Annotated in this window: 24 protein-coding genes; 7 read left to right on the top strand and 17 right to left on the bottom strand. The window is 64.5% G+C overall.

From position 1 onward, the window contains the following. Positions 1 to 15 precede the first annotated feature (15 nt). Positions 16 to 582 carry an antibiotic biosynthesis monooxygenase gene (locus ACVWY1_RS02395; RefSeq protein ID WP_277502349.1) on the top strand — a complete coding sequence of 189 codons (567 nt, stop codon included), beginning with the start codon at positions 16 to 18 and terminating at the stop codon, positions 580 to 582. A 66-nt stretch (positions 583 to 648) separates the two neighbouring features. Beyond that, positions 649 to 2,619, top strand: coding sequence for an amidohydrolase (locus ACVWY1_RS02390; RefSeq protein ID WP_457377744.1), 1,971 nt, complete (start codon positions 649 to 651; stop codon positions 2,617 to 2,619). A gap of 69 nt (positions 2,620 to 2,688) precedes the next feature. Here ACVWY1_RS02390 and ACVWY1_RS02385 read toward each other — a convergent pair whose 3' ends face one another. From ACVWY1_RS02385 to ACVWY1_RS02335, 11 genes are all read right to left on the bottom strand, one after another. Next, the gene (locus ACVWY1_RS02385) at positions 2,689 to 3,600 is read right to left on the bottom strand and encodes a LysR substrate-binding domain-containing protein (RefSeq protein ID WP_102683047.1); all 912 of its coding nucleotides are present in this window, start codon (positions 3,598 to 3,600) and stop codon (positions 2,689 to 2,691) included. 89 nt (positions 3,601 to 3,689) lie between these two features. Further along, positions 3,690 to 3,974, bottom strand: a complete 285-nt coding sequence (locus tag ACVWY1_RS02380) for a hypothetical protein (protein ID WP_277502347.1) — start codon at positions 3,972 to 3,974, stop codon at positions 3,690 to 3,692. 538 nt (positions 3,975 to 4,512) lie between these two features. Beyond that, positions 4,513 to 5,064, bottom strand: a complete 552-nt coding sequence (locus ACVWY1_RS02375; protein ID WP_457377743.1) for a PBECR2 nuclease fold domain-containing protein — start codon at positions 5,062 to 5,064, stop codon at positions 4,513 to 4,515. Between the two features lie 126 nt (positions 5,065 to 5,190). Beyond that, entirely contained in the window at positions 5,191 to 6,978 is a 1,788-nt protein-coding gene (locus ACVWY1_RS02370) for a monovalent cation:proton antiporter-2 (CPA2) family protein (protein ID WP_277502345.1), read from the bottom strand. Between the two features lie 247 nt (positions 6,979 to 7,225). Next, on the bottom strand, positions 7,226 to 8,242 hold the full coding sequence (locus ACVWY1_RS02365; protein ID WP_277502344.1) for an alpha/beta hydrolase: 1,017 nt from the start codon (positions 8,240 to 8,242) through the stop codon (positions 7,226 to 7,228). Positions 8,243 to 8,273: 31 nt separating this feature from the next. Continuing rightward, on the bottom strand, positions 8,274 to 8,525 hold the full coding sequence (locus ACVWY1_RS02360) for a DUF2790 domain-containing protein (protein ID WP_277502343.1): 252 nt from the start codon (positions 8,523 to 8,525) through the stop codon (positions 8,274 to 8,276). A gap of 160 nt (positions 8,526 to 8,685) precedes the next feature. Next, complete coding sequence (locus ACVWY1_RS02355; RefSeq protein WP_258599677.1) at positions 8,686 to 10,173, bottom strand: YifB family Mg chelatase-like AAA ATPase; 1,488 nt, start codon at positions 10,171 to 10,173, stop codon at positions 8,686 to 8,688. Positions 10,174 to 10,224: 51 nt separating this feature from the next. Then, the gene (locus tag ACVWY1_RS02350; RefSeq protein WP_232968073.1) at positions 10,225 to 10,659 is read right to left on the bottom strand and encodes a DUF2493 domain-containing protein; all 435 of its coding nucleotides are present in this window, start codon (positions 10,657 to 10,659) and stop codon (positions 10,225 to 10,227) included. A 10-nt stretch (positions 10,660 to 10,669) separates the two neighbouring features. Then, entirely contained in the window at positions 10,670 to 13,381 is a 2,712-nt protein-coding gene (gene mgtA, locus ACVWY1_RS02345; protein ID WP_277502342.1) for a magnesium-translocating P-type ATPase, read from the bottom strand. A gap of 803 nt (positions 13,382 to 14,184) precedes the next feature. Further along, positions 14,185 to 14,613, bottom strand: coding sequence for a TOBE domain-containing protein (locus tag ACVWY1_RS02340; RefSeq protein WP_110697037.1), 429 nt, complete (start codon positions 14,611 to 14,613; stop codon positions 14,185 to 14,187). A 24-nt stretch (positions 14,614 to 14,637) separates the two neighbouring features. Beyond that, positions 14,638 to 14,901 (bottom strand): accessory factor UbiK family protein, encoded by a 264-nt coding sequence (locus ACVWY1_RS02335; RefSeq protein ID WP_277502341.1) that lies wholly within the window; start codon positions 14,899 to 14,901, stop codon positions 14,638 to 14,640. A gap of 406 nt (positions 14,902 to 15,307) precedes the next feature. Here ACVWY1_RS02335 and glnK point away from each other — a divergent pair, with 406 nt between their 5' ends. From glnK to sutA, 3 genes are all read left to right on the top strand, one after another. Further along, positions 15,308 to 15,646, top strand: coding sequence for a P-II family nitrogen regulator (glnK, locus tag ACVWY1_RS02330; RefSeq protein WP_002555808.1), 339 nt, complete (start codon positions 15,308 to 15,310; stop codon positions 15,644 to 15,646). A 47-nt stretch (positions 15,647 to 15,693) separates the two neighbouring features. Beyond that, entirely contained in the window at positions 15,694 to 17,028 is a 1,335-nt protein-coding gene (locus ACVWY1_RS02325; RefSeq protein ID WP_102683535.1) for an ammonium transporter, read from the top strand. 432 nt (positions 17,029 to 17,460) lie between these two features. Next, positions 17,461 to 17,790 carry a transcriptional regulator SutA gene (sutA, locus tag ACVWY1_RS02320; RefSeq protein ID WP_023632536.1) on the top strand — a complete coding sequence of 110 codons (330 nt, stop codon included), beginning with the start codon at positions 17,461 to 17,463 and terminating at the stop codon, positions 17,788 to 17,790. Between the two features lie 61 nt (positions 17,791 to 17,851). Here the strand turns inward: sutA and ACVWY1_RS02315 are convergent, their stop codons facing one another. The 6 genes from ACVWY1_RS02315 to lptM are packed head-to-tail and all read right to left on the bottom strand — an operon-like array spanning position 17,852 to position 22,465. Next, positions 17,852 to 18,547: an HAD family hydrolase gene (locus ACVWY1_RS02315; RefSeq protein WP_046853674.1), complete on the bottom strand. Its 696-nt coding sequence runs from the start codon at positions 18,545 to 18,547 to the stop codon at positions 17,852 to 17,854. Next, the gene (xerC, locus tag ACVWY1_RS02310) at positions 18,544 to 19,443 is read right to left on the bottom strand and encodes a tyrosine recombinase XerC (RefSeq protein WP_277502340.1); all 900 of its coding nucleotides are present in this window, start codon (positions 19,441 to 19,443) and stop codon (positions 18,544 to 18,546) included. The genes ACVWY1_RS02315 and xerC overlap by 4 nt, the downstream gene beginning before the upstream one ends. Continuing rightward, positions 19,443 to 20,153, bottom strand: coding sequence for a DUF484 family protein (locus tag ACVWY1_RS02305; protein WP_046853676.1), 711 nt, complete (start codon positions 20,151 to 20,153; stop codon positions 19,443 to 19,445). Before ACVWY1_RS02305 ends, xerC begins: the two co-directional genes overlap by 1 nt. Before the next feature lie 13 nt (positions 20,154 to 20,166). Next, entirely contained in the window at positions 20,167 to 20,997 is an 831-nt protein-coding gene (gene dapF, locus ACVWY1_RS02300) for a diaminopimelate epimerase (RefSeq protein ID WP_102683532.1), read from the bottom strand. A gap of 4 nt (positions 20,998 to 21,001) precedes the next feature. Further along, on the bottom strand, positions 21,002 to 22,249 hold the full coding sequence (gene lysA / locus ACVWY1_RS02295; protein ID WP_277502339.1) for a diaminopimelate decarboxylase: 1,248 nt from the start codon (positions 22,247 to 22,249) through the stop codon (positions 21,002 to 21,004). A gap of 9 nt (positions 22,250 to 22,258) precedes the next feature. Then, positions 22,259 to 22,465: an LPS translocon maturation chaperone LptM gene (lptM, locus tag ACVWY1_RS02290; protein WP_102683530.1), complete on the bottom strand. Its 207-nt coding sequence runs from the start codon at positions 22,463 to 22,465 to the stop codon at positions 22,259 to 22,261. Between the two features lie 206 nt (positions 22,466 to 22,671). Here lptM and cyaY point away from each other — a divergent pair, with 206 nt between their 5' ends. Then, positions 22,672 to 23,004 (top strand): iron donor protein CyaY, encoded by a 333-nt coding sequence (gene cyaY, locus ACVWY1_RS02285; RefSeq protein WP_102683529.1) that lies wholly within the window; start codon positions 22,672 to 22,674, stop codon positions 23,002 to 23,004. A gap of 1 nt (position 23,005) precedes the next feature. Beyond that, positions 23,006 to 23,224: a DUF1289 domain-containing protein gene (locus ACVWY1_RS02280; protein ID WP_277502338.1), complete on the top strand. Its 219-nt coding sequence runs from the start codon at positions 23,006 to 23,008 to the stop codon at positions 23,222 to 23,224. Positions 23,225 to 23,317: the final 93 nt, after the last annotated feature.

The following is a 23,317-nucleotide window of genomic DNA, read 5'->3' as shown; positions in this document are numbered from 1 at the left end:
CAGGGAATGTCAGCGATGAACACCGCAACCGAAGGCAACCGCAGCGTCGTCACGCTTGTGATCCAGCACAAGGTCCGTGCCCAGGCGCTGGCGCACTACGAAACCTGGCTCAAGCGCGCCGTGACCACCGCTCGCCAACAGCCCGGTCATCTGGACGTCAATGTCATCCGACCGGACGACGGCGGCCGCCACTTCACCACCGTGGTGCGCTTCGCCGACGCCGGCCTGCTGCAGGCCTGGGTCAACTCTGCCGAGCGCCAGGCGTTGATCAGTGAAGTGCTGCCATTGTTGGAAGACGGCGATCAGACCCAGGTGCACGATGACCCGGAGTTCTGGTTCACCCCGCCCAGCGTCGGCGCCGCGCAACCGCCGCGCTGGAAGCAGGCTTTGCTGACCTACCTGGTGATCTGCCCGATGACCCTGGTCATTCCGCAATTACTGGCGCCGCTGTTTGCCCGCTATCCGCTGTTGGGTGGCCAGATCACCGGCAACTTGATCACCAACCTGTTCGTCATCCTGCCCGTGGTGTTCTACATCATGCCCTGGGTGACGCGCCGCTGTGCCAGCTGGTTGCGTCGCTGAGCGCCCGCCGTGATCCATTGCTAGCCTTCAACCGCCTGCCGATCACCCACCCGGACGGAAAGCACCATGAGCCAGGACCCTACCGACCAGAGTCGCCGCAAGTTCCTCGCCACCAGCACTGTACTCGGTGCCGCCGGCGCGCTGTGGAGCGCATTGCCGTTCACCGATTCCGCCCATGCCGCCCTTTCAGGAGATCCCATGTCCGCCGACCTCATCTTGTTCAATGGCAAGTTGCACACCGTTGACCGCGAGAAGCCCACCGCCAGCGCCGTCGCCATCAAGGACGGCAAGTTCCTCGCCGTGGGCAGCGACGCCGAAGCCATGGCCCACAAAGGCGCCGCCACGCAAATCATCGACCTCAAACAGCGCACGGTCATCCCAGGCCTGAACGACTCGCACCTGCACCTGATCCGCGGCGGCCTGAACTACAACCTCGAACTGCGCTGGGAAGGCGTGCCATCGCTGGCCGACGCCCTGCGCATGCTCAAGGACCAGGCCGAGCGCACGCCGAGCCCGCAGTGGGTGCGCGTGGTCGGCGGCTGGAACGAATTCCAGTTCGCCGAAAAGCGCATGCCCACCTTGCAAGAGATCAACCAGGCCGCGCCGGACACCCCGGTATTCCTGCTGCACCTGTACGATCGCGCCTTGCTCAACCGCGCTGCGCTCAAGGCCGTGGGCTACACCAAGGACACGCCAAACCCGCCGGGTGGCGAGATTCAGCGTGACAAGTTCGGCAACCCCACCGGCATGCTCATCGCCCGGCCCAATGCCACGATCCTCTACGCCACCCTGGCCAAGGGACCGAAGCTGCCGCTGGAGTACCAGGTCAACTCCACCCGCCAGTTCATGCGCGAGCTCAACCGCCTCGGCCTGACCAGCGCCATCGATGCCGGCGGCGGCTACCAGAACTACCCGGACGACTACCAGGTGATCCAGGAACTGGCCGACAAAGACCAGCTGACCGTGCGCATTGCCTACAACCTGTTCACCCAGAAGCCCAAGGAAGAACTCACCGACTTCAAGAACTGGACGCAGAAGGTCAAGCCGGGCGACGGCAATGACTTCTTCCGCCACAACGGTGCCGGCGAGATGCTGGTGTTCTCCGCCGCCGACTTCGAGGACTTCCTCGAACCGCGCCCGGACCTGCCGCAGACCATGGAGCAGGAGCTGGAGCCGGTGGTGCGCCACCTGGTCGAGCAGCGCTGGCCGTTCCGCCTGCACGCCACCTACGACGAGTCGATCTCGCGCATGCTCGACGTGTTCGAGAAGGTCAACCGCGACATTCCGTTCAATGGCCTGCCATGGTTCTTCGACCATGCCGAGACCATCACCCCGCAGAACATCGAGCGGGTGCGGGCGCTGGGCGGCGGTATCGCCATCCAGGACCGCATGGCCTTCCAGGGTGAGTATTTCGTCGATCGCTACGGCGCCAAGGCCGCCGAGCACACCCCGCCGATCAAGCGCATGCTCGACATGGGCGTGCCGGTAGGGGCCGGTACCGACGCGACCCGGGTGTCCAGCTACAACCCGTGGACGTCGCTGTACTGGATGGTCAGCGGCAAGACCGTCGGCGGGCTGGAACTGTATCCGGAAGGCCTCAGCCGCGAGACCGCACTGCAGCTATTCACCCACGGCAGCGCCTGGTTCTCCAGCGAGCAGGGCAAGAAGGGGCAGATCAAGGTCGGTCAGCTGGCGGACCTGGCGGCGCTGTCGCTGGACTTCTTCAGCATCGATGAAGAAGCGATCAAGGGCATCGAGTCGGTGTTGACCGTTGTCGATGGCAAGGTGGTGTACGGCGCTGCCGAGTTCGACAAGTTCGGCCCGGCGCAGGTGCCGGTGTTGCCGGAGTGGTCGCCGGTGGCCAAGGTGCCGGGGCACTGGCGCGCCGGGGCACCGATGGCGGCGGCGCTGCACCAGTGCGTCGGGCCGTGTGGGGTGCATGCCCACAGCCATGAGAAGGCGCGGCATTCCAGTGTGCCGGTGAGCGATTACCAGGGCTTCTGGGGGGCGCTGGGCTGTTCCTGCTTCGCGTTCTGAGGGTGGCCCGCTCCTGCGCAGGACGTGGGAGCGGCGGTGTGGCGTCCCGATGTGCCACGCGATGGGACGCTACGCCATGTCGCTGAAGGCGAATTCCTCCGCCAGATGATCGATCAACGACCGCACCGACGGCAGCAACCCGCGCCGCGACGGGAAGATCGCATGCACGATGCCGCAACGCGGATGCCAGTCCGGCAGCATCTCCACCAGACGCCCCGCCGCCAGGTCCTCGCGCACCGCCACCCTGGGCAGGTGCGCGATCCCCACGCCTGCCACCACGAAGTGTCGCAAGGCAAACAGATCATCGGTGACCATCCGCGGCGTGTGCGGGATCACCAGGCTGCGGCTCATGTCCTCGCCCTGGAACAGCTCCCACTGGTACTCACGCTGGGCGCTGCCCCAATGGACGCTGGGCAGCTCACTGAGCTGCTGCGGGTCGAAGCCTTCGGCAAGCTGTTCGAGAAACGACGGATGCCCGACCAGGCACTGGGTGCTGTTGCTCAGCACCTTCATCACCATGTCGGTGTTCTCCAGCGGCGGGAAGCGCACCCGCAGCGCCACGTCGAAGCCCTCGTGCAGCAGGTCGACGCGGCGGTTGGTGCTCTCGATGAACAGCTCTACCTGCGGGTACTTGAGCATGTAGCGGGTGAGCATCGGCCCGACCCAGGAGTTGAGCAGGGTGGTCGGACAGCTGATGCGCACCAGCCCACGCGGCTCGCTGCGGTTGCGCTCGATGATCTCGGCGGCGCCCTCGGCCTCGACGCGCATGGCCAGGCAACGGTTGTAGTAGGCCTGGCCGATCTCGGTCAGCGAGCAATGCCGGCTGGTGCGGTGCAGCAGGCGCACGCCGAGGCGCTCCTCGAGGTCGGCAATGCGCCGGCTGAGCTTGGATTTGGGCATGTCCAGCGCCCGCCCGGCCGGGGCAAAGCCACCGTGCTCGACCACCTGGGTGAAGTAGTAGAGGGAGTTGAGGTCTTCCAAGGGGCGATCTCCACAGCGCGTCGGGGTAGTGGGGCGCAGTCTACCGGGCGGTGATGGCCTTCATCCAACGCCCTTGAAGGCAATGTCGCTCAGGGCGACTCAATACCCTCCAGCATCGCCTCGGTCAGGCCCTCGGCCATCTCGATCCCATGCAGGCTGGCCCACAGCAGGCTCCTGCCGGTTTCATCCATATGGTCCAGCGCCTTGTAGCCAACGTTGTAGGCGCTGCGCTGGTACTCGGCGACATGCACCAAGGCGTCGTGGGCGTTGATATTGGGGTTGACCGCAAACAGCGGTGGGTGGCCGGCGTCGCATTTGCCGAAGGCGTGGTGACGGGTGTCGGGAAGGGGTGGGTCGGGGACTATTTTTTTCATTGCAGTGATCCTCTAAGGGTTGAACCGCAACCGTCCGTTTCCACGCAGAGGGTGGCAGTCGTACGCGGGGTGGAAACCGGTTAGAGGTCAACCCGGCAGGCCAGGCGGCCTCCCGCGCACAACTGCCATTGAAGGCAATAACCCTAACCGGATTTCCACGTCCGATCGCTGATCAGACAGCGACCGGGAGATCCTAGAGGGCATGATTTCCCCGGACAATCAGACGGGAATCGACAGACTTCGTAGGGTATTTCCCGGTTTGTAGGCTGCCTAGCGAGAAGATTCTTCAAAGCTTGTGGGAAATTGCTGGCGCCCCCCGTCTTGGCGCTATTGGCCGGCCACTTCTGGCTACATTCCATTTGTCCGCTTCCGTTGACTTGCCTGGCGGCTGTTGTTAGCGTTTCAGATGAGCGCGAAACCAGTTGCCATTCAGCGGCAATAGCTGGCGTAGGAACCCCGTCGATGGCTGAATCATCAGCGTAGGGTGAGACCTCCACACCCCGGCTTGAGGGTGTGTATATGAATATCAAGCATCGCTTCAGGGCCACTGTTCGCAGTGGCCCTTTTCTTTGCCTGGCAGAAACTCATAGCGCTGATACAGCAGCTCGCCGTGACGGTGCTTGTTCAGTGCTTTCGCATCGCATTGCATGAAATTCCACAACAGCTTGCCCTGCTCCAGCGTAACGATCACCAACATCTGCCGCTTGGATTCATAGGCGCCGATGAACGCCAACCTATGGGTGTCGTTGCTGTATGCGACCCGCCATACCTCGAATGGTCCGGTTAGCGTATCCAGCGCCACTCTGGCATCCTGGCGCTTCTCGACGATGTGGGCGATGAAGTTGTGGCGGATCTGGACCACCCCAAGAGGGGTGTCGATGCCCCGCGAATCCATGGACGATGTATTCAGGCCCAGGTGATACGCGACCAAATCCACTGCGACGTGATGATTGTCAGCTGCAATGAGTTCTTCGACGGTAGGCGCACGCCATGCCCGATCAAGGGTCCTGAGATCGGGCAATTGCAGGTCCAGCCAAGTGCTCTGACCTTTCTTCTCGATAATCTTCGGGGACGCAGAGTAGGGGCTCAAGGAAATCCCTGGCAGCGATCAGGTTCGCTGTAATGGCGGCGACCTGATCAGCCTAGGGAGCAGGGTGTGCTCGAACAATCAGAGGGCCATCGACAGGTTTCGTAGGGTATTTCCTGCGTCTGGCCCTCAATCCTCATCCGATGCAAACAACCGCTCCAGCTCCACCCGCGCCTCCTTGGCCGTCTGCATCACTTTGGCCCGGTCGTCGCGGACCTGCCCCTGGGCTTCCAGCACCTGCTCGTCATGCTCGGTGAACCGGGCGATGCGGTCTGTCGCCTGTGCTTCGGTGAGCCCCAGCCCGACCAGCGCGCGGCGGCTCATCTCCAGGCTGGAATAGAACGTCTCGCGGATCGGGTCGGCACCCACGTCCATCAGCTTGTGCACATGCTGACGGTTACGTGCCCGGGCGATCACCTTCAGGTGCGGGTACAGGCGCTTGGCCCGCTCCGCAGTGTGAATGGCCACTTCGGGATCGTCGATGGTGATGATGAAATACTCGGCCTCACCGACCTTGGCCGCGTGCAGCACTTCGGGGCGCAGTGGGTCGCCATAGAACACCGGCACCTGTTCGAACATGCGGGTCATCTCGATGGCGTCCACCGAGGTCTCCAGGGCTATGAACGGGATCTTCTGCGCCCGCAGGATGCGCGCGACGATCTGGCCCATGCGGCCCATGCCGGCGATCACCACCCGTGGCGTGCCGGCGTCGATCTGCTTGTAGTGCTCGGGCACTTCCCGGGAGGGTTGCGGACGCTTGAGGGCGCGGGCGCAGCCGAGCATCAGCAGTGGCGTAAGGGCCATCGACAGGGTGATGGTCATCAGCAGCAGGTCGTAGGTCTGGGTGTCGAACAGGCCCTGGTCCTTGCCCAGCTTGAACACCACGAAGGCGAACTCGCCGCCGGCGGCCAGCACCATCCCCAGGCGCAGGGCGCTGGCGCTGTTCAGGCCGCCGGCCAGGCGGCCGACGCCGATCAGCAACGCAAGCTTCACGCCGATCAACAACAGTGTCAGGCCCAGCAGCACCAGCGGCGTTTCCAGCAGCAGGCGCAGGTTGGCGCCCATGCCGACGCTGATGAAGAACAGGCCCAGCAGCAGGCCCTTGAAGGGTTCGATCTGCGATTCCAGCTCATGGCGGTATTCGGAGTCGGCCAGCAGCAGGCCGGCGAGGAAGGCGCCCAGGGCCATGGACACGCCGGCCTCTTCCATCAACCAGGCGGTGCCGATCACCACCAGCAGCGCGGTGGCGGTGGACACTTCCGGCAAACCGGTGCGGGCGACGATACGGAACAACGGGCGCAGCAGGTAGCGGCCGCCGACGATGACGATGGCGATGCTGGCGAACACCTTCAGGCCATGTTCGAGGCTGTCGCCGTGGCTGGTGTCGGGGCCACTGGCGGCCAGCAGCGGCACCAGGGCGATCAACGGGATGGCGGCGATGTCCTGGAACAGCAGGATGGCGAAGGCCAGCCGACCGTGGGGTGCATTGAGCTGCTTGCTTTCGGCCAGGCTCTGCAGGCCCAGGGCGGTGGATGACAGGGCCAGACCAAGGCCGAGCACGATGGCCGCCGGCAGCGTCTGGCTGAAGCCGAACAGGGCGATTGCGCCGAGTACCGCGCCGGTCAGGACTACCTGCGCGGCACCCACGCCGAACACCGACTTGCGCATCAGCCACAGGCGTCGTGGTGAAAGCTCCAGGCCGATGATGAACAGCAGCAGGACAACACCCAGCTCGGAGATGTGCGCGACGCTCTCAGTATCGCGGATCAGCCCCAGGGCCTGCGGGCCGATGGCCACGCCGGCCAGCAGGTAGCCGAGCACGGCGCCCAGCTGCAGGCGCTTGGCCAGCGGCACGGCGACCACGGCGGCGAGGAGGAAGATGACGGCGGTTTGTAAAAGGCTGCCTTCGTGTGGCATTGCTCGGACTCCTTGAACTGCGTGCGGCAGCGCTTGATGCAACAGCTTATGCCATCAATGAAAGAGGCGGGCATTTTCGGGCGGGGAGGGAAATAGGACAATCCTTGGGTTACAGGAAGCAGCGTTCTGAAAGTAGGACCTTTGCTGAATCCATCGCGGGGGCAAGTCGGGCCGCCGCATCGCCGCTCCCACGAAGGTCTTATACCTTGCGTGGGAGCGGGCTTGCCCCGCGATGGTGATCGGCCACTTATTGCAGATGGTTTTTCAAGGCCTGTGCCGCCTGGTCCATGGCACTGCGCACACTGGGCACGTCGCTCAGCACGTTGAGCAGGCCGTAGTCATGGATCATGCCGTTGTAGCGCACGGCGGTCACCGGTACCCCGGCGGCGTCCAGCTTGCGGGCGTAAGCCTCGCCTTCGTCACGCAGCACGTCCATTTCGGCGGTCTGCACCAGCGCTGGCGGCAGGCCTTTCAACTGTTCCAGGCTGGCGCGCAGTGGCGAGGCGTGGATGTCGTCGCGTTGGCGCGGGTCGGTGGTGTAGCTGTTCCAGAACCACTGCATCATGTTTCGGGTCAGGAAGTGGCCTTCGGCGAACTGGTTGTAGGACGCATTGTTGAAGTTGGCGTCGGTCACCGGCCACAGCAGGGCCTGGAAGCGCAGCTTTGGCGTGCCGGCCTCCTTGGCCTTCAGTGCCACCACCGCGGCCATGTTGCCGCCGACGCTGTTGCCGGCTACCGCCAGGCGGCTACCGTCAACACCGATCTCCTTGCCGTGCTCGGCGACCCAGCGGGTGGCGGCGTAGGCCTGGTTGATCGCGGTGGGGTACTTGGCTTCCGGTGACGGCGTGTAGTCGACATACACCGCCGCGGCACCGGAGCCCACCACCAGGTCACGGATCAGGCGTTCGTGGGTCGGGTAGTCGCCCAGCACCCAGCCGCCGCCGTGGAAGAACATGAACACTGGCAGCTCGCCCTTGGACCCTTCGGGCCGCACCACGCGGATTTCCAGCGGCTGGTCGTCGGCCTGGATGGTCCGGCGTTCGACGCGGATCCCCGACACATCGGCCTTCACCCCAGCCTGGGCACCGCTCAGCACCGCACGGGCATCCTTGGGCGCGAGGGTTTCCAGCGGCTTGCCGCCACCGGCGGCCAGGGCGTCGAGGAAGCCCTGGGTGGTGTGCTCGACGCCAGGGCTGCCGGCGGCGAAGGCGCTGTTCACGGCAAGGGCCAGCAGGCCGGAGGTCAGGGTGTGGGACAGTTTCATGTTCTAGCTCCTTTGGCGGGCGAGCCGCGGCTCAGTTCTGGTTGGCGAGGACGGTGGGTTGCACGTAGCTCACGGCGCGCAGCTGGCCGCTACTGTCGCGGTAGGTCAGGGTGGCGGTGCTGGTTTGGCCTTGGGCGCTGACGGGGGCATCGACGCTGACGACCTTGGCGATGTCCAGGTCCATGCCGTAGCGGTACGGGGTGGCTTCGCTGGCGAAGCTGCTGACGCTGGTGCCGAGGGCCAGGGTGGTGACGGTGACGGCGAAGGCTTTGCGAAGGGTCATGATCGTTCTCCGGGTTCTGCTGAGTGGGGTTGGCGACTGCTTTCTGCTTGAGATGAATGATGTGCGCAAATATTTAGTGCGCAAAATATATTTCCGCTATGAGACCGATTGAGTGGATCTGTCGAAGGGGCTCAGCCACGCGGAAACCCGCCGTAAAAGATCAGGCGCTGGGCCGGTACTGTAGCGCCTCCGCCAGGTGCGACCTGGCTATGGATTGCGCCCCCTCCAGGTCCGCCAGGGTGCGGGCCACCTTCAACAGCCGGTGCGCTGCCCGCAACGACAACGTCAACCGTTCGCAGGCCTGCTCCAGCCAGGCCTGGTCGACCGGCTCCAGCGGGCAGTGCCGGCGCAGCCCCTTGAGGTCGAGGAAGGCATTGGCGCAGCCCTGCCGGCGCTGCTGCAGCTCCCGTGCCTCGGCCACCTGCTGGCCAACACTGGCGCTGGTCTCGCCGCTGGGCTGGTGGGTCAGCACGGTGCTTTCCCGGGCCACCGTCAGGTGCAGGTCGATGCGGTCGAGCAGGGGGCCGGACAGCTTGTTGCGGTAGCGCTGGATCTGCTCGCTGCTGCAGCGACAGCGGCCGGTGGGGTCACCCAGGTAGCCGCAGGGGCAAGGGTTCATGGCCGCCACCAGCTGAAAGCGCGCCGGGAAGCGCACCCGGTCCTTGGCCCGGGCCACCACGATCTCGCCCGACTCCAGCGGCTCGCGCAGTACCTCCAGCACGCGTCGTTCGAACTCGGGCAGCTCGTCGAGAAACAACACGCCGTGGTGCGCCAGGGTGATCTCGCCGGGTTGCGGTCGGCTGCCACCGCCTACCAGTGCCGGGCCAGAGGCTGAATGGTGGGGGTGGCGAAACGGCCGCTGTGGCCAGCAATCGAGCGGGGCATGGCCGCTGACCGAGCGAATCGCCGCCACCTCCAGCGCCTCGCGCTCGTCCAGCGGTGGCAGCAGCCCGGGCAGGCGGCTGGCGAGCAGGGTCTTGCCGGTGCCCGGCGGGCCCGAGAACAGCAGGTTGTGCGCGCCGGCTGCGGCGACCAGCAGCGCCCGCTTGGCAGCGATCTGGCCTTGTACTTCGCTGAGGTCCGGGTAGGGGCGTTGCTCCAGCAATAGGCCATTCGCGGCATAGGGTGACAATGCCGGTTGCGCATTCAGGTGGGCCACCAGTTCCCGCAGATGCCCCACCGCGTACACCACCAGGCCGCTGGCCAGGCTCGCCTCTTCGGCGTTTTCCCTGGGGACCACCAGCGCTCGACCCGCGTCTCGCGCCGCCAGTGCCGCAGGCAGTACGCCCTGTACCGGGCGCAAAGTACCCGACAGCGCCAGTTCGCCCAGGCATTCGATGCTGTCGAGGGCGGCAACCGGTACCTGGCCATTGGCGGCCAGGATGCCCAGGGCGATGGCCAGGTCGTAGCGGCCACCGTCCTTGGGTAGATCGGCCGGGGCGAGGCTCTGGGTGATGCGCCGGGCCGGGTAGTCCAGGCCGGAGTTGACGATGGCACTGCGGACCCGGTCCTTGCTTTCCTTGACCGTGGTCTCCGGCAGACCGACCAAGGTGAGCGTGGGCAGGCCGTTGGCCAAGTGGGTTTCGACGCTGACAGCCGGTGCCTGTACCCCGACCTGGGCGCGGCTGTGGACGAGGGCGAGGGACATGGGGCACTCCGTGTTTGCAGTTGATGGCCGCGTCCTGCGGCCTGGCAAAGCTTAGTGGCGCTCCTGTGCAGGTGGACGAGAAGAGTGCGTCGAATTTTGTCCGGCCTGGCATCCAGGACTGTGGGCGCCTGCCGTCCGGGGCTGCCTGCCACAGATCACGGGAATCCCCGAACCCCGCGCCCGCGCCAGCAGTTCCTCGGTATCGTCGCCGCCCGGCAGCGCCAGCACCAGGTCGGGCCGGCTGTCGCGCAGCATGAAGACGTTGCGCAGGCGCTCGGCCAGCTTGCCGTGCAGCTGCCAGTTGGGCGGGTAGCGCACGATGTCGGCGCCCTGCTCGCGGGCCCAGCCTTCGATCTCGCCGCCCAGGTGCTGGCTGCCGCCGTGGATGAGCACCCGGATCGGTTGCTGGCGCTGGAGGGCGTCCAGCGCCTGGCGGCAGCGTTGGCTGTCGGCGTAGTTGCGCCCTGCGCAGATCAGTACGCGCATGCCCACCCCCTCAGAACCACTGGCCGAAGCGGCGGATGTACAGGGTCTTCATGCCCTGGGCCACCAGGCAGTAGCCGAGCAGGGTAGCGGCCAGCCATGGGAAGTATTCCCACGGCAGCGGCACCAGCCCGACCATCGCCCCCAGTGGCGAGAACGGGATGTAGATGCCCAGGCACATCACCAGGCCGGTGGCCAGGATCACCGGCAGCGTCGCAGTGCTCTGGAAGAACGGCACCTTGCGGGTGCGCAGCATGTGCACCACCAGCGTTTGCGACAGCAACCCCTCGATGAACCAGCCGGACTGGAACAACGCCTGCATTTCCACGCTGTTTGCGGCGAACACGTACCACATCAGCGCAAACGTGGTGATGTCGAAGATCGACGAAGTGGGGCCGATCCACAGCATGAAACGGCCGATGTTGCGCGCATCCCACTTGCGTGGTTCGCGCAGGAACTCCTTGTCCATGCGATCCCACGGCAGCGACAGCTGGGAGAAGTCGTACATCAGGTTCTGCAGCAGCAGGTGGATCGCCAGCATCGGCATGAACGGGATGAACGCGCTGGCCACCAGTACCGAGAACACGTTGCCGAAGTTGGAGCTGGCGGTCATGCACAGGTACTTCATGATGTTGCCGAAGGTTTCGCGGCCCTTGAGCACGCCTTCCTCCAGCACCATCAGGCTCTTTTCCAGGAGGATGATATCGGCCGATTCCTTGGCGATATCGGTGCCGCTGTCCACCGAGATGCCCACGTCGGCATCGCGCAACGCCGGGGCGTCGTTGATGCCGTCACCGAGGAAACCCACGGTGTGGCCGTTGGCCTGCAGCGCCTTGAGTACCCGCGACTTCTGCAGCGGAGTGAGCTTGGCGAACACCGTGCGCTCTTCGACCAGGGCCTTGAGCTGGGTGTCGTCCAGGCGTTCGATGTCCTGGCCGAGCAGCGGCTGGCCGGGCTCCAGGCCCACTTCGCGGCAGACCTTGCAGGTGACCACCGGGTTGTCGCCGGTCAGCACCTTCACTTTCACGCCCATCTCGCGCAGGGCGGCGATGGCTGGGCCTGCGGTTTCCTTGGGCGGGTCGAGGAAGGTCAGGAAGCCACGGATCACCAGCTCGCGCTCGTCATCGGTGTGGTACTGGGGTTTGCCGTCAACGGCCGGAATATCACGGGTGCCAACCAGCAGCACGCGGAAACCTTCCTGGTTGTAGGCGCTGGCGGTGGCCAGCAATTGCTGGCGTCGCCCGCCATCCAGAGCGATCCGCTGGCCGCCTTCTTCGACATGGGTGGCGATGGCCAGCATTTCCTCGACGGCGCCCTTGCTCACCAGCAGATGATCGCCCAGGGCATCCTTGACGATCACCGACAGGCGACGGCGGATGAAGTCGAAGGGCAGTTCGTCGACCTTGGCGTAAGCATAGGGTGGCTGGAAACCCTGGTCTTCGCCGGCAAAGCGCAGTACGGCCTGGTCCATCAGGTTTTTTACGCCGCTCTGGTGGTGGCTATTGAGCCAGGCCAGTTCCAGCAGGCGCGGGTCCCTGTGGCCGCTGGGGTCGACGTGGTGTTCGAGGATGATGCGGTCCTGGGTCAGGGTACCGGTCTTGTCGGTGCACAGGACATCCATCGAACCGAAGTTCTGGATAGCGTTCAGCCGCTTGACCACCACCTTGCGCCGGGCCATGGCGACGGCGCCCTTGGCCAGGTTGGCGCTGACGATCATCGGCAGCATCTCCGGGGTCAGGCCCACGGCCACGGCCAGCGCGAACAGGAAGGCGTCGCTCCAGTCGCCCTTGACCACGCCGTTGAGCATGAACACCACCGGCACCATCACCAGCATGAAACGGATCAACAGCCGGCTGACGCTGTTCACGCCACGGTCGAAGGCGGTCTGGCTACGCGAGCCGACGATGGCCTTGGCCAGCGAGCCGAAATAGGTGCGCTTGCCGGTGGCCACCACCACGGCGCGGGCGCGGCCGCTGACCACGTTGGTCCCCATGAAGCCGATGTTGGGCAGATCCAGCAGGCCGCTTTCATCGTTGGCGCTGTCGGCGGCGGACTTCTGCGCGACGTGGCCGAGGGTGTCGTACTTCTCCACCGGCAGCGCTTCGCCGGTCAGCACCGCCTGGCTGATGAACAGGTCGCGGGACTCGATCAGGCGGATATCGGCGGGGATCATGTCGCCGGCGGCCAGTTGCACGATATCGCCGGCCACCAGTTCGTTCATGGGCACTTCGCGCAGGCGCGCCGGCTGGTCGTGGCGCTCGCGGCGCAGCACGGTGGCGGTGGTGCGGACCATGGCCTTGAGGGCGTCGGCGGACTTGCCCGAACGGTACTCCTGCCAGAAGCGCAGCAGGCTGCTGAGGCTGACCATGGTCATGATGATGATGACCTTGGTCAGGTCCGCTTCTTCCATGTCGCCTGCGCGTACCGGCAGCCAGTAGTCGGTAACGAAGCTGATGCCGGCGAGGGTGAGCAGCACGTAGATAAAGGGGTTGTGCAAGGCCTTGAGCAATTGCACCAGGGCCGGTTGCGGCTTGTCATGGGCGACTTGGTTGGCGCCGTCGCGCTGCAGGCGCTTGGCGGCTTCGTGCTCGGTCAGGCCCAGTTCGCTGGCGTCGAGGTTGGCCAGGGTCACGGCCAGGCCGTTGCGTGCCTCGCGGGCGGCACGCATGGACAGGCGGGTGTCTTCGCCGGCTTTGCTGCGGGTGTTGTGGTCTTTTACGGTCATTTGGCTGTGCTCCTGCCGCAGGAGGCGGCACGACACACAGTCGACTCACGGTGGGGAAGGTGAGTGAACGTGTTTCGTGTCGCAATGATTCAAACAATGAAAAGCGTGGTTTTTCCGACATTTAAGTGTTCGCTGGCGAATGCCGGAAATAAGATCGGCAGCGAACTTTCTACTGGCTGATTCCATGGTCGGTTAATCCCATCTGTTAAATGGTGGGCAATAGAGTTCCAAAAAACTTTAATTACTTAAAGTTCGGAAGTTTCTGACGATTTAAATGGCGTCAGTTCAGCGAACAGACAGCATCGCGCGCGTCACTGCAGGCAGCAACGGGCACGCTATCGACTGGGCGGTTTCAGGGGCGAGGACAAGCCCCCGTCGCGGACAGGACGGTACTGGGCCTTGTGCGCAAAGGCGCGCAGGCGAGGGGTAGCGATATCAAGGTTCATGAGCTTGCCTCCGACCGGGCGGGCACCCGGGGCGGCAAGCTACGGCGGAGCATCAGGCTCTGGCGCGGCTTGCCCGACCTAGGGGCGGGCCCGGAGTTCCGGTTCAAGTGCCTGGCGGCCAGGAGCTGCCAGACAGCGACTAGATACTGTGTCCATTGAATTCTTCGTGAGTTGAAATAAAGGCCCGTTTTTCGGGGCGGGTGAACTTTATGCAAAGCATAGCGAGGAAGTCAACCAGGAAGACGTAACTTAAACAAGTTTCATCTGCTGGGAGGGAAATTAATGCAGTGTGCGGCGCGATTACCATCGCGTGGTAATCCCGCTTCTACCTGGGCAAGGTAGAAAGCGGGCATTCATTCAAGGCTTGGCACCCAGGATGATGTGCGAGGCCTTGATCAGCGCGGTGGCCTTCACACCCGGCTTCAGGCCGAGTTCCTGCACCGCTTCGCGGGTGACGATGGCATACACTTCGGTGCCGCCGGAAAGCTTCAGCACCACCTCGGCATTCACCGCGCCGTCACCGACTCGCAACACTTCGCCTTCGAGGCTGTTGCGCGCCGACAGCCTGTAGCCGGCGGCATCGGTCATCAGCACCACCCACGGCGCCTTGACCAGGGCCACGGCCTGTTTACCGACGTTGATACTGAGGTTGTGCAGGCTGGCCATGGTGACCACCGCGACCAGTTTCTCGCCGCCACCGAGAGTCAGCTCGACCTCGGCATTCACCGCGCCAGGCTGGACGGCGCTGACGGTACCTTCAAAGACATTACGGGCACTGACTTTCATGGCAAGCACTCCCTGTATCGATCGTTATTCTTTGGCGGACGGCGCCATCCTGGCTTCCAGCTCGGCGAATTGCTGCTCGAGGGCTTCGAGGCGGGCGCGTGTACGGGCCAGCACCACCATCTGGCTGTCGAATTCCTCGCGGCTGACCAGGTCGAGTTTGCTGAAGGCCCCCTGCATCAGCACCTTGAACTGGCTCTCCAGTTCGGCACGGGGCGCGGCGGCGTCGCCGCTGAACAGGCGCGAGGCCTGGTCGCTCAGGGCATCGAGGAAGGCTTTGGGCGCGAGCATGTCTGGTATCCGCTGATCACTGAAAGTGCCGCAGTGTAGCACGCCGCTTTTGCCCGCTTGCCCTGCACGCTTTTCGCGCAGGGCGGCCAAAGGTCGCGCACCGATTTTGTGCGCTTTTTCGCTGCTGGCAACTGGCCAATCCCTACCGATTCACGCAACTCCCTGTTTTCCCGATCGTTGTTCGAACTGGCAAGGTTTCTGCAAAGACCCGAGTGAGCCATGCACTGATGCAGTCCCTTGTGACCAGGCAGTGCGCAGGCGGAGCCGCAAGGTCCTTCGTCACAGGCGGATCGTGTGTCGGCGGGGAGAATGGAGCCGACGATGCGTTACAAAGCCAGGCGCTGCGCTTAGACTTGAGACGGGTTTGTTTTCCTGGGGCAAGTCCATCAAATCGGGAGAGAGTTTCATGAAGCTAGTCACTGCCATCATCAAGCCGTTCAAGCTGGACGACGTGCGCGAGTCGCTGTCGGAAATCGGCGTGCAGGGCATCACCGTGACCGAGGTCAAAGGTTTCGGCCGGCAGAAGGGTCACACCGAGCTGTATCGCGGCGCTGAATACGTGGTCGATTTCCTGCCCAAGGTGAAGATCGATGTCGCCATCGACGACAAGGACCTCGATCGGGTGATCGAAGCCATCACCAAGGCAGCCAACACCGGCAAGATCGGCGACGGCAAGATCTTCGTGGTCAATCTGGAGCAGGCGATCCGCATCCGTACCGGCGAAACCGATACCGACGCGATCTAAGCGCCAAGCAAAGCCTCACCAAACCCAACGCCCCAGGAGAAAACAACATGACTCTGCGCAAGATCGCAGGGCTAGGAGCCCTATTGTCCCTCGTAATGCCAGGGCTGGCCCTGGCCGAGGAAACTGCCGCCCCTGTGCTGAACTCCGGCGACACCGCCTGGATGCTCACTTCGACGGCACTGGTCCTGTTCATGACCATCCCGGGCCTGGCCCTGTTCTACGGCGGCATGGTGCGCTCGAAGAACGTGCTGTCGGTGATGATGCAGTGCTTTGCCATCACCGGCCTGATCAGCATCCTCTGGGTCATCTACGGCTACAGCCTGGCTTTCGATACCGCCGGTATGGAAAAGGGCGTGCTCAATTTCAACTCCTTCATCGGTGGCTTCTCCAAGGCCTTCCTCAGCGGCGTCACGCCGTCGGGCCTGACCTCGGCTACCGCGTTGTTCCCCGAGGCGGTATTCATCACCTTCCAGATGACTTTCGCCATCATCACCCCGGCGCTGATCGTCGGTGCCTTCGCAGAACGCATGAAGTTCTCGGCCATGCTGATTTTCATGGGTGTGTGGTTCACCCTGGTCTACGCGCCGATCGCGCACATGGTCTGGAGCGGTGACGGCGCGCTGATGTGGGACTGGGGCGTGCTGGACTTCGCGGGCGGCACCGTGGTGCACATCAATGCCGGTATCGCCGGCCTGGTCTGCTGCCTGGTGCTGGGCAAGCGCAAGGGCTACCCGACTACGCCGATGGCTCCGCACAACTTGGGCTACACGTTGATGGGTGCGGCCATGCTGTGGATCGGCTGGTTCGGCTTCAACGCAGGTTCCGCTGCGGCGGCCAACGGTACCGCCGGCATGGCCATGCTGGTGACCCAGATCGCTACCGCCGCCGCCGCCTTGGGCTGGATGTTCGCCGAGTGGGTCTTCCACGGTAAACCGAGCGCACTGGGCATTGCTTCGGGCGTGGTCGCCGGTCTGGTCGCCATCACCCCTGCCGCGGGTACCGTCGGCCCGATGGGCGCCCTGGTGATCGGCCTGGTGTCCGGCGTGGTCTGCTACTTCTGCGCCACCAGCCTCAAGCGCAAGCTGGGTTATGACGACTCCCTCGACGCCTTCGGCGTGCACGGTATCGGCGGCATCATCGGCGCCCTGCTCACCGGTGTGTTCGCGGCACCTGCCCTGGGCGGCTTCGGCGCGGTCACCGATATCGCCGCGCAGTTCTGGATCCAGGCCAAGGGCGTGATCTTCACCGTGGTCTACACCGCCATCGTCACCTACGTGATTCTCAAGGTCCTGGACCTGGTGATGGGCCTGCGGGTCAGCGAAGAAGAAGAGTCGGTCGGCCTCGACCTGGCTCAGCACAACGAGCGCGGCTACAACCTGTAACCGCCACCCTGGAAAACTTGCCCGGCTCGCCGGGCATTTTTTTTGCCTATAGTTTGCCGATTCGCGCCGGGCAAACGGTTTCTCTGTCGTGATCGCGACGCAGGTAGAAAACTTACAAGTCATTGGGCGTTTCTGGAGCTTTGCTTTTTCTGCGAGCGCGCTAGAATGCGCGCCGAAGGGAGCTGGACGAGTAGTCCACACACTTCGCCACCCTTTGCTAGGCTTGCCAATAGCCTGTGGCCAGCAAGGGTTCAAAGGATTTTGTCAGGCCTTGCCAGGAGCAGGGCCTGCAGGGTGCCGGGCCTCCCATGAGGGGGCGGACACCCAGGGCAGTGGCCAACCCACGGCCAGTTGAATTTTCACTGGTGGCTGCCGGTCTACGGCTGCACCGGTCTATAACTAACCTGCTTTTTGCAAGTCATGAGGTAGAACATGAGCGACGACGATCTGGAAAATGATGACCTCGAAGTAGGCGACGAAGACGAGGCTGATGACGGCCTGGAAGCTGCGGCCGACGATGGCGCGGAAGATGCCGGCGATGACGACAGCAGCCCGGCACCTGCTGCCAAGGGCAAGTCCAAGGCGGCTGTCTCGGTAGACGAGATGCCGAGCATGGAAGCCAAGCAGAAAGAGCGCGACGCGCTGGCCAAGGCGATGGAAGAGTTCCTTTCGCGCGGTGGCAAGGTGCAGGAAGTGGAGGCCAACGTGGTCGCCGATCCGCCCAAGAAGCCGGACAACAAGTACGGCAGCCGCCCTATCTGAGTGGCTGAACGCAAAGAAGCCCGCCGTCGCTGCGGGCTTTTTTGTGGGCGTCAACTGTCAGTCAGCGCCAGCGTGCTAGCACGTCTGGTAACTGCGACAAACGCTGGATCTCCGCATCCGGCGCCTGTTCGCCGCTCCAGGGCTTGTGCTGGGGGTTGAACCACACCGCCCGCAGCCCGGCGCGCTGGGCGCCGGCTATGTCGTCGCCCGGGTGGTCGCCGACGTGCACCGCCGCTCCTGCGTCCACCTCGCCGCGCTTCAGCGCTTCGAGGAAAGGTGCAGGGTCCGGCTTGCCAATCCCCAGGTCTTCCGCGCACAGGGCGAAGCGGAAGTAGTCCGCCAGGCCGAGCCTGCGCACGTCGGCATTGCCGTTGGTGACCACGCCGAGGGTGTAGTGATGCCGCAGGATCTCCAGCACCGGCTGCACCTCTGGGAACACCTCGACCTGGTGCCGCGCATGCAGGAACACCTCGAAACCTTCGTTGGCCAGTTCCTGGGCGTGTTTCTCGCTGTAGCCGACCTCTTCCAGGGCGTGGAACAGCACCCGCCGGCGCAGGGCGCTGATACGGTGCTTGAGGCCCGGCTCGGCCTGTACCAGGCGCTCGCGGATGGCGAACAGGTGCTCGACCGGCACGCCACCGAGAATCGGCGCGTTGGCTTCGAGCCAGTCGCGCAGGACGACTTCGGCGCTGGCGATGACCGGTGCGGTATCCCAGAGGGTGTCGTCCAGATCGAAGGTGATCAGCTTGATGCTCATGAGTCCGTGTCCTTGCTGCGTTTGGCCCGGGGGTGGGCGCTGTCGTACACCGCGGCCAGGTGCTGGAAGTCCAGGTGGGTATAGATCTGCGTGGTGCTGATGTCGGCGTGGCCTAGCATCTCCTGCACCGCGCGCAGGTCCTGGGACGATTCCAGCAGATGGCTGGCGAAGGAATGGCGAAGCATGTGCGGGTGCAGGTGCTGGCCGAGCTCGCGCTCGCCGGCGGCCTTGACCCGCAGCTGGATGGCTCGGGGGCCGAGGCGCTTGCCCTGGCGGCTGAGGAACACGGCGCTGTCCTGCGGGCCGGCGATGCCGCGCAGTTTCAACCAGGCCTGTAGCGCCTCCCGGGCCTTGCGGCCAACCGGCAGCACGCGGCTCTTGCCGCCCTTGCCTTGCACCTGCACCAGCCCGGCAGCCAGGTCCAGGTGCTCGAGGTCGAGCCCGGTCAGCTCCGACAGGCGCAGGCCGGACGAATAGAACAGTTCGAGGATGGCCTGGTCGCGGCGGGCGATGAACGCGTCGTCGACGCCGCCGTCGAGCAACTGCAGGGCGCGGTCGGTGTCCAGTACCTTGGGCAGGCGCCGCTCACCCTTGGGTGGCGCCAGGCCGTTGGCCGGATCGTGCTGGCACAGCCCTTCGCGGTTGAGGTAGCGGTACAGCCCGCGCACCGCCGAGAGCAGGCGCGCCAGGCTGCGCGAGGACTGGCCGTAATGGTGCTGGCGGGCGACCAGCTGGCGCAGTTGCTGGACCTGCAGGGCAGCCCAGCCGGCGATGCCCTGGGTGTTGCAGAATTCGATGACCTTCTCGAGGTCACGACGGTAGGCCAGCAGGGTGTGCTCGGACACCTGGCGCTCGTTGCGCAGGTGTGCGCAATAAGCCTCCAGCTGGCGTTCCATCAGCGCACCGAGCGCAGAGTCTGGGTAAAGCGCGGCACCACGCGGCCGAGCACTTCGGCGATGTAGCTGAGGAACAGTGTGCCGACACTGCTCTTGTAGTGCTGCGGATCGCGGCTGCCGATCGCCAGTACGCCGTGCAGGCCCTGGTACTCGAGGGTGGCCACGGCGCTGGAGCCGACTTCCTTGTGCTGATCGTTGCCGAACAGGAACGCCAGCTCATGTTCGCGCAGGCTGCCGCTGATGGTCTTGCCGCCGCCGATCAGGCCGCCGATGGCCTGCTGCGCCTCGGCCCCGGAAACCCAGCGCCCCACGGGCGCCGCGTTTTCGCCGAACAGGATCAGGCTGACGAAGGGTACCTGGAACTCCTGGCGCAGGCTGTCCTCGACCGCCATCACCACCTCTTCCAGGGTGCTGGCGTCGAGCAGGTCGAGGATCAGCCGGCGGGTCTTGTCGAACAGCCGGTCGTTGTCGCGGGCCACGTCCATCAGTTGTGACAGGCGATGGCGCATCTCGATGTTGCGGTCGCGCAGCAGCTTGAGCTGGCGTTCCACCAGCGACACGCTGTCGCCGCGCTGGTGAGGAATGCGCTGTTCGACCAGCAGCTCGTCGTGCTCGGCGAAGAAGGTCGGGTGGGCGCGCAGGTAGGCGACCACCGCTTCGGCATCGAGCTCACTGGCCTGCGGGGATGCAACGTTAGGCTGATCGGTCATGGCGGATACTCGCTTAGAGACGAACTTGTCCTTCGAACACACGAACGGCGGGGCCGGTCATCAGCACCGGCTTGCCGGGGCCGGCCCACTCGATACTCAGGCGCCCGCCCGGCAGCTCGATGGTCACCGGTGAGTCCATCCAGCCTTGGCTGATCGCCGCCACGGCGGCGGCGCAGGCGCCTGTGCCGCAGGCCTGGGTCTCGCCCGCGCCACGCTCCCATACGCGCAGGTTGGCGCGGTGGCGGTCGACTACCTGGATGAAGCCGGCATTGACCCGCTGCGGAAAGCGCGGGTGATGCTCGATCTTCGGCCCCAGCTCATGGACCGGAGCGCTGCGCACATCGTCCACGCGCAACACCGAATGCGGGTTGCCCATGGACACTGCGGCGATCTGGTGCACCTGGCCGTCGACTTCGAGTGCATAGCTGCTCGCCTGCTCATCGGCGATGAACGGGACCTCGGCCGGCGTGAAGCGCGGCGGGCCCATGTCGACGCAGATCTGTCCGTCGTTGCGCACATCGAGCACGATGATGCCGCCCTTGGTCTCGACGCGGATGCGCTTCTTCGCGGTCAGGCGCTTGTCCAGGACGAAACGGGCGAAGCAGCGCGCGCCGTTACCGCACTGTTCGACTTCGGAGCCATCGGCATTGAAGATCCGGTAGCGGAAGTCGACATCCGGATTGTTCGGCGCCTCGACAATCAGCAACTGGTCGAAGCCGATGCCGGTGTTGCGGTCACCCCATTGCTTGGCGTGCTTGGGTTGGATGTGTGCGTGCTGGCTGACCAGGTCGAGGACCATGAAGTCGTTGCCCAGCCCGTGCATCTTGGTAAAACGCAGCAGCATGGGTTCACTCCGGCAGCAGGCTTTCGCCGGCGAACAGTTCGGTGACGGTCTCGCGGCGACGCACTTCGAAGGCCTGGTCTCCATCGACCAGCACTTCGGCGCAGCGGCCACGGGTGTTGTAGTTGGAGCTCATGACGAAACCATAGGCGCCCGCGGAGCGCACGGCCAGCAGGTCGTCCTCGGCCAGGTCCAGCACGCGGTCCTTGCCCAGGAAGTCGCCGGTCTCGCAGATCGGGCCGACCAAGTCGTAGGCCCGACCTTCGCCTTCGCGAGGCTTGACTGCGCTGATGTCCATCCAGGCCTGGTACAAGGCCGGGCGGATCAGGTCGTTCATCGCCGCGTCGATGATGGCGAAGTCCTTGTGCTCGGTGTGCTTGAGGTATTCCACGCGGGTCAGCAGCACGCCGCCGTTGGCGACGATGTAGCGGCCCGGCTCGAACACCAGGGCCAGGTCGCGGCTGCCGATGCGCTCGCGAATGGCCTTGATGTAGTCGGCAAGCTCCGGCGGCTGTTCGTCGCGATAGCGCACGCCGACACCGCCACCCAGGTCGAGATGGCGCAGGTGGATGCCGCACTCGGCCAGGCGATCGACCAGCACCAGCAGGCGGTCGAGGGCATCGAGGAACGGTTCGACGGTGGTCAGCTGTGAGCCGATGTGGCAGTCAACACCGACCACGTCGAGGTTCGGCAACTGCGCGGCGCGCACGTAGATGGCCTCGGCGTCGGCAATGGCGATGCCGAACTTGTTTTCCTTGAGGCCAGTGGAGATGTAAGGGTGGGTGCCGGCGTCGACGTCCGGGTTCACGCGCAGCGACACCGGCGCGACCTTGCCCATCTCGGCGGCCACCACTTGCAGGCGTTCGAGCTCGTCGGTGGACTCGATGTTGAAACAGTGCACGCCCACTTCCAGGGCGCGGCGCATGTCCTCGCGGGTCTTGCCGACACCGGAGAACACCACGCGATCGGCGCGGCCACCGGCGGCCAGCACGCGCTCCAGCTCACCGCCGGAAACGATGTCGAAGCCCGCGCCCAGGCGCGCCAGCAGGTTCAGCACGCCCAGGTTGGAATTGGCCTTGACCGCGAAGCAGACCAGGTGCTCTACCCCGTGCAGGGCATCGGTGTAGTTGCGGTACTGCGCCTCGATATGGGCACGCGAGTACACGTAGGTGGGCGTACCGAAGCGTTCGGCGATCGCCGACAGGGCCACCCCTTCCGCGAACAGCTCACCGCCGCGGTAGTTGAATGCATCCATGGGATTTCCTTACTGCGCGGGCGACTCTTCTGGCTGCTCTTGCTGCTGCTCCAGCACAGGTTGCGGCTGGACTGGCTTGGCATGCTGGTGCGACTTGCGCGGGCCTTTGCCGTCCTTGCCGTCTTCTGGCAGGTACAGGGGGCCTTTCTGACCGCAGGCCGAAACGAGGCAGGCGACCGCGACCAGCGCCGCGAGGGAGGAAATCAGGCGTTTCATGGGTGAAATCCTTGGAAATATGCAGTATTGCGGCCGAGTATACCGAGCGACCACCTGATTGCCTATGCAAGGGGCACCCCCTTGGCGGCGGTGCGGCGACCAAAGGCGATGCGGCTTTTTCTTACAGCTATTAGCTTGTAGCTTGAGGCTTTCGCCCTTATCGTGCCCGGCTTGCGTGTGTACAGCCATTTTTCGAGGTCCTTGCAATGAGTTTGAGCGAAGCGCGTTTCCACGACCTGGTCGACGCGACCCAACAGGCCCTGGAAGATCTGTTCGATGAAAGCGGCATGGACCTGGACATGGAGAACTCCGCTGGCGTCCTGACCATCAAGTTCGATAACGGCAGCCAGCTGATCTTCAGCCGCCAGGAGCCGCTGCGCCAATTGTGGCTGGCGGACAAGTCCGGTGGTTTCCACTTCGATTACGACGAAGAGAGCGGCAAGTGGGTGTGCGAGAAGAGCGAAGAGCTGCTCGGCGAGATGCTCGAGCGCATCGTCTGGGAGCGGGCCGGCGAGAAGCTGGACTTCGACGAGATCTGAAATGAGCGAACAGCCCAGGCCGCCCAAGCCGCTCTACAGCAATGTGAGCCCGGCGGTGCCGTCACCTTGTATCAGCATATGTCGGTTGGATGAGTACAAGGTCTGTACCGGCTGCCACCGCCACGTCGAGCATATCCGTGAGTGGCGCTCGGCCGATGACGAACGGCGCCGGCAGATCTGCCGCGAGGCGCTGGCCCTGAAAACAGGGCGCAAGGCATAGCCACAACGACGGTGTGGGCTTGAGTATTTGCCCCGCTGTGGTAGTGTCAGGGTCTGCGTCGGTGACGCCAAGCATTTCACAAACCCCGCCCTT

The sequence above is a fragment of the Pseudomonas sp. TE6288 genome (assembly GCF_054062095.1).
This window is presented reverse-complemented; position numbering and strand designations above follow the sequence as displayed.